This window comes from Rhodococcus sp. OK611 (genome assembly GCF_003050885.1).
In the GTDB taxonomy this organism is placed as follows: Bacteria; Actinomycetota; Actinomycetes; order Mycobacteriales; family Mycobacteriaceae; genus Rhodococcus_G; species Rhodococcus_G oryzae.
On the sequence record NZ_QAOZ01000011.1, the window covers coordinates 86,209 to 100,428 of the forward strand.

General features: G+C 67.5%; 12 protein-coding genes. 6 read left to right on the forward strand and 6 right to left on the reverse strand.

What is annotated here, in order from left to right; all coding sequences use genetic code 11:
* The first annotated feature begins 28 nt into the window (after positions 1–28).
* From qcrC to qcrB, 3 genes are read left to right on the forward strand one after another with little or no spacing between them, the layout of a single operon-like run.
* Positions 29–880 (forward strand): cytochrome bc1 complex diheme cytochrome c subunit, encoded by an 852-nt coding sequence (gene qcrC / locus C8K38_RS15135; protein ID WP_097212142.1) that lies wholly within the window; start codon positions 29–31, stop codon positions 878–880.
* A complete protein-coding gene (gene qcrA / locus C8K38_RS15140) occupies positions 877–2,013 on the forward strand; it encodes a cytochrome bc1 complex Rieske iron-sulfur subunit (protein WP_097212141.1) in 1,137 nt (378 codons plus the stop codon). Before qcrC ends, qcrA begins: the two co-directional genes overlap by 4 nt.
* On the forward strand, positions 2,010–3,713 hold the full coding sequence (qcrB, locus tag C8K38_RS15145) for a cytochrome bc1 complex cytochrome b subunit (protein WP_097212140.1): 1,704 nt from the start codon (positions 2,010–2,012) through the stop codon (positions 3,711–3,713). The genes qcrA and qcrB overlap by 4 nt, the downstream gene beginning before the upstream one ends.
* Before the next feature lie 113 nt (positions 3,714–3,826).
* Here the strand turns inward: qcrB and C8K38_RS15150 are convergent, their stop codons facing one another.
* The gene (locus tag C8K38_RS15150) at positions 3,827–4,738 is read right to left on the reverse strand and encodes a LysR family transcriptional regulator (RefSeq protein WP_097212139.1); all 912 of its coding nucleotides are present in this window, start codon (positions 4,736–4,738) and stop codon (positions 3,827–3,829) included.
* Positions 4,739–4,858: 120 nt separating this feature from the next.
* Here C8K38_RS15150 and C8K38_RS15155 point away from each other — a divergent pair, with 120 nt between their 5' ends.
* Together C8K38_RS15155 and C8K38_RS15160 are read left to right on the forward strand one after the other, a co-directional pair.
* A complete protein-coding gene (locus C8K38_RS15155) occupies positions 4,859–5,698 on the forward strand; it encodes an NmrA family transcriptional regulator (RefSeq protein WP_097212138.1) in 840 nt (279 codons plus the stop codon).
* Positions 5,699–5,703: 5 nt separating this feature from the next.
* A complete protein-coding gene (locus tag C8K38_RS15160) occupies positions 5,704–6,342 on the forward strand; it encodes an anthrone oxygenase family protein (RefSeq protein WP_097212217.1) in 639 nt (212 codons plus the stop codon).
* Here the strand turns inward: C8K38_RS15160 and C8K38_RS15165 are convergent.
* From C8K38_RS15165 to ctaC, 3 genes are all read right to left on the reverse strand, one after another.
* Positions 6,326–8,692 carry an arylsulfatase gene (locus tag C8K38_RS15165; RefSeq protein WP_097212137.1) on the reverse strand — a complete coding sequence of 789 codons (2,367 nt, stop codon included), beginning with the start codon at positions 8,690–8,692 and terminating at the stop codon, positions 6,326–6,328. The two genes, C8K38_RS15160 and C8K38_RS15165, sit on opposite strands and share 17 nt — an antisense overlap.
* 204 nt (positions 8,693–8,896) lie before the next feature.
* Positions 8,897–9,313: a cytochrome c oxidase subunit 4 gene (locus C8K38_RS15170; RefSeq protein ID WP_097212136.1), complete on the reverse strand. Its 417-nt coding sequence runs from the start codon at positions 9,311–9,313 to the stop codon at positions 8,897–8,899.
* Positions 9,314–9,361: 48 nt separating this feature from the next.
* Positions 9,362–10,432, reverse strand: coding sequence for an aa3-type cytochrome oxidase subunit II (gene ctaC / locus C8K38_RS15175; RefSeq protein ID WP_027500068.1), 1,071 nt, complete (start codon positions 10,430–10,432; stop codon positions 9,362–9,364).
* A gap of 204 nt (positions 10,433–10,636) precedes the next feature.
* Between ctaC and asnB the strand changes: the two genes are divergently transcribed.
* Entirely contained in the window at positions 10,637–12,592 is a 1,956-nt protein-coding gene (gene asnB, locus C8K38_RS15180) for an asparagine synthase (glutamine-hydrolyzing) (protein ID WP_097212216.1), read from the forward strand.
* Positions 12,593–12,663: 71 nt separating this feature from the next.
* On the opposite strand, the gene C8K38_RS15185 is transcribed toward asnB, so the two are convergent.
* The gene (locus C8K38_RS15185) at positions 12,664–13,629 is read right to left on the reverse strand and encodes a carbohydrate kinase family protein (RefSeq protein ID WP_097212135.1); all 966 of its coding nucleotides are present in this window, start codon (positions 13,627–13,629) and stop codon (positions 12,664–12,666) included.
* A gap of 215 nt (positions 13,630–13,844) precedes the next feature.
* Entirely contained in the window at positions 13,845–14,213 is a 369-nt protein-coding gene (locus tag C8K38_RS15190; protein WP_027500065.1) for a HesB/IscA family protein, read from the reverse strand.
* Positions 14,214–14,220 lie beyond the last annotated feature (7 nt).

Below are 14,220 nucleotides of genomic sequence, written 5' to 3' on the forward strand. Positions count from 1 at the left end.
TCCGTCCCGCGAGACCAAAGGGATACAGATGAGTTCATCCCCCCCTTCAGCAGCCGCCGGTAGCGCGTCTGCCACGAAAGCCCGTCGGCAGCGAAAGTTCCGGCGGCGCGTCACCGGCGCCATGGTCCTGATGATGGGCCTTGTCGGTGCCGGTTTCCTCGCCGCGGCGCTGACGCCGACTCCGCAGGTGGCCACCGCGTCCGACGATTCGGCAGCGCTGATCCGCGAGGGTAAGCAGCTCTACGACACGTCCTGCATCACCTGCCATGGTGCGAACCTGCAGGGTGTCCAGGACCGTGGACCGAGCCTCATCGGCGTCGGCGAGGCCGCCGTCTACTTCCAGGTGTCCTCCGGCCGCATGCCTGCGGTGCGCAACGAGGCCCAGGCCCTTCGCAAGCCGCCGAAGTTCGACACCAAGCAGACCGACGCCCTCGGCGCCTACATCCAGGCCAACGGCGGCGGTCCGACCGTGGTCCGGGACGAGAACGGCGAGATCGCCCAGTCGTCGCTGCGCGGCGACGATGTGGCCCGCGGCAGCGAGCTGTTCCGCCTGAACTGCGCCTCGTGCCACAACTTCACCGGTAAGGGCGGCGCGCTGTCCTCCGGCAAGTTCGCCCCGCCGCTGGAGCCGGCGAGCGAGCAGCAGATCTGGCAGGCGATGGCCACCGGTCCGCAGAACATGCCCAAGTTCTCCGACCGGCAGCTGAGCCCGGACGAGAAGCGGGACATCATCGCCTACGTCAAGTCCGCGACCGAGTCCAAGAACCCCGGCGGCTACGGCCTCGGCGGGTTCGGCACCGGCCCCGAGGGCATGGCCATGTGGGCCATCGGAATCGTTGCGGTTGTTGGCGCAGCACTCTGGATCGGAGCAAAGTCATGAGCGACGCCGGTCACGGCGATACGCCTAAGAAGCACACCGAGGAAGAACTCGCCGCGATGAGTCGCGACGAGCTCGTCGAACTCGGTACCAACCTCGATGGCGTCGACATCGCATTCCGCCGCGAGCGGTGGCCCGTCAAGGACACCAAGGCGGAGAAGCGTGCCGAGCGGAGCGTGGCCATCTGGTTCACGATCGCCGGCATCTCTGCCCTCGCGTTCATCGGGATCTACCTCTTCTGGCCCTGGGAGTACAAGGGCATGGGCGAGGAGGGCTACAACGCGTACAACCTGTACACGCCGCTGATCGGCCTCACCATGGGTCTCGCGATCCTCGGTGTCGGTATCGGCGCGGTGCAGTTCACGAAGAAGTTCATCCCCGAAGAGGTCTCCATCCAGGACCGCCACGACGGCGGCTCGCCGGAGCAGGACCGCAGGACGATCGTCGCGGAGCTGAGCGACACGCTCGACACCTCGACCATCGGTCGTCGCAAGCTGATCACCCGCAGCCTCGGCTTCGGTGCGGGCGCCCTCGGCATCATGGCGATCATGCCCCTCGGCGGTCTGATCAAGAACCCGTGGGCGAAGGGCGACAAGTCCGACCTGTGGACCTCGGGCTGGACCCCGACGTTCCCCGGCGAGACCATCTACCTGCGTCGCTACACTGGTCGCACCGACGACGTCGTCCTTGTCCGCCCGGAGGATCTCGACGCGGGCGCCATGGAGACGGTCTTCCCGTTCCGTGAGTCCGAGCGCGGCAGCGAGCGCGCCCTGGCACACGCCCTCAAGCGCGCCGACAACCCGGTCATGCTCATCCGCCTGCGGACCGAGGATGCCAACAAGGCCGTCAAGCGCAAGGGCCAGGAGAGCTTCAACTTCGGCGACTACTTCGCGTACTCCAAGCTGTGCACGCACCTCGGCTGCCCGACGTCGCTCTACGAGCAGCAGACCAACCGGATCCTGTGCCCGTGCCACCAGTCGCAGTTCGACGCTCTCCAGTACGGAAAGCCGATTTTCGGTCCCGCTGCTCGCGCACTGCCGCAGCTGCCGATTACAGTGAATGAAGAGGGCTTCCTGGTCGCCAACGGCGACTTCGTCGAAGCTCTCGGCCCGGGATTTTGGGAGCGTCCTTCATGACAGTGACAGACAACCAGTCCAAGGTCTCCGCTCACGCCGCCAAGGCGGCCGAGGGCATGGACTCTCGGTACCACCTGGCCGCGGGCATGCGCAGGCAGATCAACAAGGTCTTCCCGACCCATTGGTCCTTCATGCTCGGCGAGATCGCGCTCTACAGCTTCGTGATCCTGCTGATCTCGGGTGTCTACCTGACGCTGTTCTTCGATCCGTCGATGGCGGAGGTCGTCTACGACGGCGCCTACCAGCCGCTGCGCGGCGTCGAGATGTCGCGGGCGTACGCCACGACACTCGACATCTCGTTCGAGGTTCGCGGCGGCCTGTTCGTCCGGCAGATCCACCACTGGGCCGCGCTGATGTTCGCCGCGTCGATCATCGTGCACCTGCTGCGCATCTTCTTCACCGGCGCGTTCCGTCGCCCGCGTGAGGCGAACTGGGTCATCGGCTGCCTGCTGCTGATCCTGGCGATGTTCGAGGGCTTCTTCGGCTACTCGCTCCCCGACGACCTGCTGTCCGGCACCGGCCTCCGCGCCGCCCTGTCCGGCATCACGCTGAGTGTCCCGGTCGTCGGTACCTGGCTGCAGTGGCTGATCTTCGACGGCGACTTCCCCGGTCAGCTGATCATCCCGCGTCTGTACGTGGCACACGTGCTGCTGCTGCCGGGCATCATCCTGGCGCTGATCGGCGCGCACCTGGCGCTGGTCTGGTACCAGAAGCACACGCAGTTCCCCGGCCCCGGCCGCACGGAGCAGAACGTCGTCGGCGTCCGCATCCTCCCCGTCTTCGCGATGAAGGGCGGCGCGTTCTTCGCCTTCACCTTCGGCATCCTCGCGCTGATGGGTGGCCTGCTGCAGATCAACCCGATCTGGAACCTCGGCCCGTACAACCCGTCCCAGGTGTCCGCGGGCGTCCAGCCCGACATCTACATGATGTGGACCGACGGCATGGCGCGTCTGTGGCCGGCGTGGGAGATCTACCTGTGGGGCACCTACACGATCCCGGCGGTGTTCGCGGTCGCGCTCATCATGGGCCTGGTGTTCACGGTGCTGATCGCATACCCGTGGATCGAGAAGAAGTTCACCAAGGACGACGCTCACCACAACCTGCTGCAGCGTCCGCGTGACGTTCCGGTTCGCACCTCGCTCGGCGCGATGGCCCTGATGTTCTACGCCATCCTGACGATCATGTGCATCAACGACATCATCGCGTACAAGTTCGACATCTCGATCAACGCGACGACGTGGATGGGCCGCATCGGCATCATCGTGCTGCCGCCGCTGGCGTACTTCTTCACCTACCGGTTCTGCCTCGGCCTCCAGCGCAGCGACCGCCAGGTGCTCGAGCACGGCATCGAGACGGGCGTGATCAAGCGTCTGCCGCACGGTGAGTACGTCGAGGTCCACCAGCCGCTCGGACCCGTGGACGACCACGGCCACCCGATCCCGCTGGAGTACCAGGGCGCCGCGATCCCGAAGAAGATGAACAAGCTCGGTTCGGCCGGCAAGCCCGGCTCCGGATCGCTGCTCGTCGCGGATCCGGCCGACGAGGCCGCGGCACTGCTCGCGGCCGAGCACAAGAACGAGCACGACCAGATGGCGATCCTCAAGGATTACCAGGACAAGGCCCACGGTCACGGCGCGTACGCCGACGGCCAGAAGCCGCTCACGGACGGCGAGAAGCCGTCCACGGACGGCGGCCACTGACCCGGTTAGAACCAGGCGAAGGCCCCGAACCCATTGGGTTCGGGGCCTTCGTCGTTCCGGTGGCCCGGCGCTCGCACCGCTCCCCTCCCCCAAGGCACGGCCGACGCCGCCGCTCACCCCTCCAGCAGTGGGTTTCCCCTGGCCGCCACGAAATCCTGTGCCGCCTCCGCGAAGGCGCGGATCCGGCTCGTCTGACCCGCCGCCCGCCAGATCAGTCGCCACTCGAGGGCGGTGCCGTCGACCACCGGCACGTACGTCACATCCGGGCGCGCGTCGTATCGACTGGCGTGGGTGGGCACCGGGAACACCCCCTGCCCGGCCCCGACCAGCGCCAGCATCTCCTGAACCGTCCCGAAGTCGGGTCCGCGTTCGATGACCCTGCCGCTCGGCGTGCTCCGCGGCACCGTGGCCTCGTCGAGATCGTCCGGAATTCCGCGGGGCCGCAACACCTTCGCCCGGGCGAGGTCCTCGATCGTCACCGATTCCAGGCGCGCGAACGGGTGCCGGGCCGAGACCGCGAGTGACGTCTGCTCGCGCAGCAGCACCGGGCTCTGTTCGAGCTCCCGGACGTGCCCGACATCGGCCGCCGCGACCAGGCCGTCGATCTCGTCGCTCAACAGCAGCCCGACCCCGTCGCTGTAGTGACTCTCCCGGATCTGGACCCGACACCCGGGGTGCCGCTCCTGGAAGGTGGTCGCGACCTCGAGTACGAACTGTCCGAGCGCGGTCCCGACGAATCCCACCCGCAGCACACCGTCGAGCCCCCGCCCGGCGGCGATCGCCCTGGCGATGGCCGCCCGGATCTGCTCGTCCGCGGGCCTGAGGTCCTCCTCGAGCCGTCGGCCGATCGGGGTGGGTGTCACCCGGCGGCTGGTCCGCTCGAACAGCGGGGCGCCGACGCGGCGCTCGAGCGCCTTGATGGTCTGACTGACCCGGGCGGTGGAGACGTGCAGTCGCTCCGCCGTGCGGCCGAAGTGCAGCTCCTCGGCCAGGGTCAGGAAGATCTCGATGTCGCGCCGCTCCATGCGGCAACCCCCTTTGTTTAGCCACAGGTTAACGATTCTTGCGCAAACTGCCGTTGTTGGCGACCTTCCCCTGAGCGATCGTAATGGGGACAACAACATTCGAGCGGCAAGGAGATCCCCATGAACGGCCACACACCGAACCCCGCAACCCTCGTCCTCGGCGGCACCGGCAAGACCGGCCGCCGCGTCGCGCAGCGGTTGACCGGTCTCGACCTGCCGGTACGTATCGGCACCCGCTCGGGTGGGGTCCCGTTCGACTGGGAGGACACCGCGACCTGGGAGCCGGCACTGGAGGGCATGACGGCGGCGTACATCTCCTACTACCCGGACCTGGCGGCCCCCGGCGCGGTGGAGGCCATCGCCTCGTTCTCCGAGTTGGCGGTGGACCGCGGTGTGCAGCGCCTGGTGTTGCTGTCGGGCCGGGGCGAGGTCGAGGCGCAGGCCTGCGAGAAGGCACTGACGGATTCGGGCGCGGACACCACGATCCTGCGGGCGAGCTGGTTCGCCCAGAACTTCAGCGAGGGCTACCTGCTCGATCCGATCCTCGCCGGCCAGGTGTACCTGCCGGCCGGGGACATCCCCGAACCGTTCGTCGACGTCGAGGACATCGCGGACGTCGCCCTCGCCGCGCTCACCCAGCACGGGCACACCGGAGAGATCTACGAGCTCACCGGGCCCCGCGCGATCACCTTCGCGGAGGCCGTCGGCACGATCGCCACCGCCGCCGGTCGGACCATCGACTACGTGCAGGTGCCCGCCGAGGACTTCGCCGAGGGACTCGCCGCCGAGCAGGTACCCGCCGACGTCGTCGAGTTGCTGATGTATCTGTTCACCACCGTCCTCGACGGACGGAACGCGGAGCCGGGCGACGGGGTCCGGCGAGCACTGGGCCGCGCGCCGCGCGACTTCGCCGAGTACGCCTCCGCCGCTGCCGCCACCGGCATCTGGAACGTGGGGTGACCGTGATGAACACCAAACTCCTCCAGACGATCACGTTGCTCGGCGCCGGTGTCACCGCCGGACTGATGGCGGGACTGTTCGCCGCGTTCGCCTACGCGGTGATGCCGGGTCTGGGCCGCACCGACGACCAGACCTTCATCTCGGCGATGCAGAAGATCAACGTCGCAATCCTCAACGGCTGGTTCATGATCTGCTTCCTCGGTGGGCTCGTCCTCACCGTCGTGACGCTGCTCCTGCACCTGCGTTCGGCACGCGGCGCGCTCCCCTGGATCATCGCCGCGCTGGTCTTCTATGTCGCGATGCTCGTCATCACCGCTGCCGTCAACGTGCCACTCAACGACGAACTCGCACGGGCGGGCGACGTCATCGCGAACCCCGACGTGGTACGCGAACAGTTCGAATCCCGTTGGGTCACCTGGAACATCGTGCGGGCGGTCGTCAGTACCGCCGCCTTCGCGGCACTCGCCTACGCCCTGGTGGTGCACGGGCGGGAGACGGCACCGCAGGCGCAACCGACCGCCGCGGCTGCGGCCCCCGCAGCTGCCGCCCCCGAGGTTCGTCCCACGTGGATGTACCCGGCCGAACAGATCGGCAACGGCAACGGCGGAAACCGGAGCCTGCCCTCCGTCACTGACGGGAGGTAGCGACCCGGATGGCCTCCTCCGGGTCGATGAGATGGGAGTGGTCGTCGTCGCCGACCTCGATCTGCACGACGTCGATGCGGCCGTTGAACCTGGTCTCTCCCAGATACCCGACGCTGACCGGCATCCCGTAGTCGTCGCCGATGTCCGTCGTCTCGTCCGCGGAGAAGATCATCGGCTGCGTCTGCTCCACCCGCCCGGTACCGACGGGGCGGCCATCGTGAAACAGGGTGACATCGCCGCCCTTCGCGAGGCCGCCCCCGTCGTATGCGAACTCGGCGCGGATCTGGTGACTGCCCGCGGGGATGTCCTCGGTCGCCTCGATCGTGAACTCCCTCATGCCGAGCAGGTTGTAGACGAACGCGGTTCGCCCCTTCTTCACGTAGAGCGCCCATCCGCCGAAGCGACCGCCCTGCGCGATGACCACGCCGTTGGTGGCGACGTTCGTCGGCGTCTCGACCGCGGCGGTCACCGAGAAGGATCGGTTCTTGATGTCGATGACGCTGTGCTCGCTGAGCCGCTTCATCCCCGGGAACAGCAGCTGCGTGTTGCCCGAGATCAGTTGGGGGCGACCGGCGATGGTCGGGTTGATTCGTTCGAACCGGCGATCGTCGATCGGCAGCACGTTGTACTTCACGGCCTCGATCAGCCACAGGCGCTGCAACTCGGCGAGCTTCTCGGGCATCTCGGCGGCCAGGTCGTGGGCCTGGGTCCAGTCGGTGGTGCCGTCGTAGAGTTCCCACACGTCGTCGTCGAGCGCCGGCAGTACCTCGTTCGGCAGCCAGGGGGTGCTGTGCCGGGTGACCGCGCTCCAGCCCTTGTGGTAGATGCCCCGATTGCCTGCCATCTCGAAGTACTGCAGGTCGTGCCGCTCCGGCGCGGAAGCGTCGTCGAAGCTGTACAGCATGCTGGTGCCCTCGATCGGCGCCTGCTGCACTCCGTTGACGAATGTGGGCTCGGGCAGCCCGGCGGCCTCGAGCACGGTGGCCGCGACGTCGATGACGTGGGTGAACTGCGAACGGATCTCGCCCTTGGCGGTGATGCCGTTCGGCCAGTGCACGATCGTCCCGTTGCGGGTACCGCCCCAGTGCGAGGCGACCTGCTTGGTCCACTGGAAGGGTGAGCACATCGCCCAGGCCCAGCCAACCGAATAGTGGTTGTAGGCCTCCACGGTGCCGAGCTTGTCCTTGACCTCCGCCATGAACTCCGGGGTCTCGATCGCGGCGAGGCCGTTGAAGTTCGCCATCTCGTTGAAGGCCCCGTTCAGCGTTCCCTCGGCGGAGGCCCCGTTGTCGCCGACGATGTAGTAGATCAGGGTGTTCTCGAGCGCCCCCATCGCGTCGATCGCGTCGACGACGCGGCCGACGTGGAAGTCGGTGTGCTCGAGGAAGCCCGCATACACCTCCATCTGGCGTTCCAGCACCGGCTTGAGTGCCTCGTCCATGTCGTCCCATGTCGGGATCGCGTCGGGACGGGCGGTCAGTTCGGCGTCATCGGGCACGACCTGGCGCTGTTTCTGCCGATCGAGGATCGATTCACGCTGGGCGTCCCAGCCGCCCGCGAACCGGCCCGCGTACTTGTCGGCCCACTCGGCGGGCACGTGATGCGGGGCGTGAGTGGCGCCGGGGGCGAAGTAGACGAAGAACGGCTTGTCGGGCGCGAGCGCCTTCTGGGTGCGCACCCAGTCGATGGCCCGGTCGGCCAGGTCCTCGGTGAGGTGGTAGCCCTCCTCGGGCGACTTGTCCGGCTCGACAGGGGCGACGCCCTCGTACAGCGCCGGGTAGTACTGGTTGTTCTCGCCGCCGATGAACCCGTAGAAGTGCTCGAATCCGCCACCGCCGGTCGGCCAGGCGTCGAACGGGCCGACGGGCGAGGTCTGCCACGGTGGTACCTCGTGGCACTTGCCGAACTGTGCGGTGGAATAGCCGTTGAGTTTCAAGGTCATCGGCAGTGCGGCCTTGGTGTTGGGGCGGAGCCCGGACGAGCCGGGCGCCGAGGTCGCGGTCTCGGTGATCATGCCCATCCCGACCGAATGGTGGTTACGGCCGCTGAGCAGCGCGGCGCGGGTCGGCGCGCACAGCGCGGTCGTGTGGAACCGGGTGTAGGTGAGTCCGCCGCGCTGCAGGCGTTCGGCGGTCGGCGTGTGCGCCGGTCCCCCGAAGGCGCTGCTGGCACCGTATCCCACGTCGTCGAGCAGGATCACGAGAACGTTCGGTGCGCCCTCCGGCGGAAGCAGCGGCTCGATCGGCGGGAACGCGGTGTCCGGATCCTTCGCGTCGTAGGTCGTCAGACCGATGTGCTGCCGGTCCGGAATCGGAAGAACCCCTCGGTACTCGCCCGCTCGATCCACCATGGCCACTCACATTCCGTCGTCACCCATCGGAACGCCCGCCGGCCCCACGTCGGAACCGCCGACAGCGCCTTGCCGTCCGACCATAGCCCGGGCAACACGGAACCCGACGACGAATCGAATGGGCGGATCGCCGAGCCTAAACGGCGAGGGCGCCGAACCCCGTGTGGGATTCGGCGCCCTCGCCGTGCTCAGGTGTGATGCGGCTCAGTGCTTCTCGGGTCCGACGTGGTACTCGAAGACCAGACCCACGGCGGTGGCCAGGATCAGCGCCACGCCGACCGCGATCAGCCACGGCTGGAAGAAGGCCAGCGCGACCGCGGTGAATGCCGCCGCGAAGGCGAGCAGGACGGGCCAGTAGCTGCCCGGGCTGAAGAAGCCCAGGTCGCCCGCGCCGTCCGAGATCTCGGCGTCGTCGTAGTCCTCGGGGCGGGTGTCGAGTCGCCGTGCCACGAACCGGAAGTACGTGCCCACGATCAGGGTAAGTCCGGCGGACAGCACGATCGCGGTCAGGCCGGCCCACTCGACTCCGGTACGCGATGCGGCGGTGAAGACGCCGTAGACGATCGCGACGAGGATGAAAAACACCGTCAAGATCTCAAAGAGCTTGGCTTCGATCTTCATTTCAGCAAGTCCTTCAGCGGTTGATGGGTCTGGGTGCCGTCGGCACTGCTACTGGTATTCGCCCTCGAGGACGGTGGTGGCCTGCCGGTACGTCCGCTCCGTGTTGAACGGCTGCGTGGACGTGGCGACCGGAGACTCGCCGATCTTCGCGAGCGCCTCGGCGGTGGTCAGCGCCTGCCCACCCTCGTCGAGCGGCTTGCGCAGCTCGATGTACTCGGCGAACTTCTCCGGGCTGACCGCGCGGACCTCGAAGTTCATCATCGCGTGGTACGTGCCGCACATCTCGGCGCAGCGGCCGACGAACGCGCCTTCCTTGGTGATCTCGCTGATCTGGAAGACGTTGTCGGAGTGGTTCTGCTCCGGGTTCGGCATGACGTCGCGCTTGAACAGGAACTCCGGCACCCAGAACGCGTGGATGACGTCCGCGGCGTTGAGCACGAACTCGATGCGCTTGCCGGTGGGCAGCACGAGGATCGGGATCTCCTGGCTGGATCCGACGGTCTCGATCTTGTCGAATCGCAGGTAGGAGATGTCGTTCGCGGACTTGCCCGCGTTCGGCGGCGGAACCTCTTCGCCGCGGAGCACCTGCTCGCCTGCCGGCTCCTCGGCGTACGCCTGCGCTGCGACGTCGACGCCGTCGTACTTGGCACCGCCCTCACGCAGGTCGATGCTGCGGTAACCGAACTTCCAGTTCCACTGGTACGCGGTCACGTCGACCACCACGTTCGGGTCGTCCTTCTTCTCGTGGACGTAGTTCTGCACGACCACGGTGAAGTAGAACAGCACGGCGATGATGACGAACGGCACCGCTGTGTAAAAGAGCTCCAGCGGGACGTTGTAGGCCGTCTGCCTGGGGAACTCCGGAGAGTCCTTCTTCTTCCGGTGGAAGATGACCACCCAGAAGGTCAGGCCCCACACAATCACGCCCATGAACAGGGCGGCGATGACCGACCAGGTCCACAGTTCACGCATCCGCTCAGCCTGCGGGGTAATGCCCGACGGCCATCCGAACCGAAGCACCGAATTGTCGATCGAACATCCCGACAGCAGCATGGCAGCAAGGCCCAAAGATGCTGCGAGCCCTGCTCGTCGAAGGATCCGACTCTGCGCCACGTTCACGCCTTCCTGATCGCCGCAATGAATAAGGGCAGCCCCAGCCGGACGCCCGAATACTACGCAGCGTAGACCAAAGCTGGCGCCTCTCCACCGTCGGGTCACAACATCAGTTCCGCGAGTCTGCGGCATACTCGGCAGAGTTATTCGGCAATCCGCTGCATACCAGTGTGGAGCCTTCCCCAAGAGCGAATAGAGGTATTGGACGCCGTGTGCGGACTGCTCGGGCTACTGACCTCCTCCGGCACCACCGAAGACGCGGTTTCGCGCGTCGACTCGGCGATGCACTGCCTGCGGCACCGCGGGCCGGACGAGCACGGAACCTGGAACGACGACGACCTGATCTTCGGCTTCAACCGGCTCTCGATCATCGACATCGAACACTCGCATCAGCCGCTGCGCTGGGGCCCGCCGGAGAACCCGACCCGATACGCGCTGACCTTCAACGGTGAGATCTACAACTACCTCGAACTGCGGGCCGAGCTGGCCCGGGATCACGGTGCCGAGTTCAGCACCGAGGGCGACAGCGAGGCCATCGTCGCGGCGTACCACCACTGGGGAGCCGACGCGGTGCGCCGGTTGCGCGGCATGTTCGCGTTCGCGATCTGGGACACCGAGACCAAGGACCTGTTCCTGGCCAGGGACCCGTTCGGGATCAAGCCGCTGTTCCTGGCGACGGGCACCGGGGGCACCGCCTTCGGCAGCGAGAAGAAGAGCCTGCTGGAGCTGACCGAGCTGATCGGCATCGGCACGGACCTCGATCCCCGCGCCACCGAGCACTACACGGTGCTGCAGTACGTGCCCGAACCGGAGACGCTGCACGCCGACATCCGCCGCCTCGAGTCCGGCTCCTATGCCTGGGTGCGGGCAGGCGAGGCGCCGCGGATCACCCGCTACTTCACCCCGAAGTTCCCGGCCAAGCCGTTCACCCCTGGTTCCGAGCAGGCCCGCTACCAGGAGATCGCCGAGGCCCTCGAGGACTCCGTCGCCAAGCACATGCGGGCGGACGTGACCGTCGGGTCGTTCCTGTCGGGCGGCATCGACTCCACCGCGATCGCGGCCCTGGCCATCCGGCACAACCCGAACCTGATCACCTTCACCACCGGGTTCGAGCGCGAGGGCTACTCCGAGGTCGACGTCGCCGCCGAGTCGGCCGCCGCGATCGGTGCGAAGCACGTGGTCAAGGTCGTCAGCCCGGCCGAGTTCGCGGCCTCGATCCCGGAGATCATCTGGTACCTCGACGACCCGGTCGCCGACCCGGCCCTTGTGCCGCTGTGGTTCGTCGCGAAGGAGGCCCGCAAGCACGTCAAGGTGGTGCTCTCGGGCGAGGGCGCGGACGAGCTGTTCGGCGGCTACACCATCTACCGCGAGCCGCTCTCGCTCAAGCCGTTCGAATACCTGCCCGCCCCGCTGCGCCGGGCCGCGGGCAAGCTCTCCGACCGGATCCCGGAGGGCACCCGAGGCAAGAGCCTGCTGCACCGCGGCTCGATGACGCTGGAGGATCGCTACTACGGCAACGCGCGCAGCTTCAGCGACGCCCAGCTGCGGGCCGTGCTGCGCGACTTCCGACCGGAGTGGACGCACCAGGACGTGACGGCGCCGATCTACGCGCAGTCGCGGGACTGGGACCCGGTGGCCCGGATGCAGCACCTGGACCTGTTCACCTGGATGCGCGGCGACATCCTGGTCAAGGCCGACAAGATGACGATGGCGAACTCGCTCGAGCTGCGGGTGCCCTTCCTCGACACCGAGGTCTTCGAGGTGGCCTCGCGGGTGCCGCTGGAGCAGAAGATCACCACCAGGCGAACGAAGAGAGCCGCATCTGCGCCGCACACCACCAAGTACGCGCTGCGCCAGGCACTGGAGGGCATCGTCCCGCCGCACGTGCTGCACCGCGCCAAGCTCGGGTTCCCCGTTCCGCTGCGGCACTGGCTGCGCGGCACCGAGCTGTTCGACTGGGCACACCAGCAGATCGCGGACTCGCAGACCGACCACATCTTCGACAAGGCGGCGGTCACGGCGATGCTGAACGAGCATCGCGACGGCGCGTCGGATCACAGCCGCCGACTGTGGACGGTGCTGTGCTTCATGGTGTGGCACGGCATCTTCGTGGAGAAGCGGATCGTGCCGCAGATCCAGGAACCGGTCTACCCGGTCCACGTCTAGGCGCTTCGCGCCTGTGCGCGGTTGACGAGTCTCAGGACTCGTCAACCGCGCACAGGCGGCGTAGCCGCCAGTTACTTCAGCAGGGCGCCGATCTCGTCCGCGGCGTCGGTGCCGTAGGCCTCGGCCAGGCGCTTGACGGCGTCGTCTCGGTCCAGGGTCCATTCCTGGGTGCCGGTGGTCTCGAGCACCAACACCGCCACCAGCGAGCCGAGCTGAGCGGACCGCTCCAGGCCGAGGCCGGCGCTCTGTCCGACCAGGAATCCGGCGCGGAAGGCGTCGCCGACGCCGGTGGGATCCACCTTCGCCTTCTCTGGCACGACGCCGACGCGGACGAAGTTGCCCTCGCGGTCCACCATCTCGACTCCCTTGGCGCCGAGCGTGGTGACCCGCAGTCCCACCTGCTCCGCGACCTCGGACTCGGTGAGCTCGGTCTTCTGCAGCAGCAGGCCCCACTCGTACTCGTTCGTGAACAGGTACTTCGCGCCGCCGATCAGTTCCTTCGCCTCCGCGCCGGACAGCCGTGCGAGCTGCTGCGAGGGGTCGGCCGCGAACGGCAGCCCCAGCTCGCGGCACTGCTCGGTGTGCCGGATCATCGCCGCGGGGTCGTTCGCGCCGATCAGGACCAGATCGACGCCCTCGGCCAGGCGCTCGAGGGAGATCTCCCTCGCCTCGCTCATGGCGCCGGGGTAGAACGACGCGATCTGCGCCATGTCCTCGTCGGTGGTGCACACGAAGCGCGCGGTGTGGGCGGTCTCGGAGACGTGCACCGAGTCGCAGTCGACACCGGCGGACTCGAGCCAGGCGCGGTACTCGGCGAAGTCGGCACCGACCGCGCCGACGAGCAGCGGGGTGCCACCGAGCACGCCCATGGCGTACGCGATGTTGCCGCCGACGCCGCCGCGACGCACCACCAGGTCGTCGACCAGGAAGCTCAGCGAGATGTGGCTGAGCTGGTCGGCGAGGAGCTGGTCGGCGAAGCGCCCGGGGAACCGCATCAGATGATCGGTGGCGATGGAGCCGGTGACCGCAATTGTCACGCGCAGAGACCTCTCAGTAGTTCGTCGATACCGCGGCCATGTCCGTCGGCCGCGGCGCTGATGTGCCGCAAAACTGCCACGGTACCGGCACGTCGGCGCCGCGGCGACCAGAGCACCCTGGCGGTACCCCGAATACGACTCTGACGCGGGCCCACGTGGGGCACCGCGTCAGAGGTGTCGACGGACTCACGCGACGCGGACGTCGCGGGGGCGGATCAGTTGAACGAGTCTCCACAGGCGCAGGAGCCGGTGGCGTTCGGGTTGTCGATCGTGAAGCCCTGCTTCTCGATGGTGTCGACGAAGTCGATCGAGGCGCCCTCGACGTACGGCGCGCTCATCCGATCGACCGCGAGGCTGACGCCACCGAAGTCGACGACCAGGTCACCGTCGAGGTTCCGGTCGTCGAAGAAGAGCTGGTAACGCAGTCCGGCGCAGCCGCCCGGCTGCACGGCGATGCGCAGCGCGAGGTCGTCGCGACCTTCCTGGTCGAGCAGCGCCTTGGCCTTCGACGCGGCGGCGTCGGTCATGGTGACCTTGTGCGCCTCCGTCTCGACCGGAGCTGTCGTCTCGTTCTGCACAGTCATGGGCTCT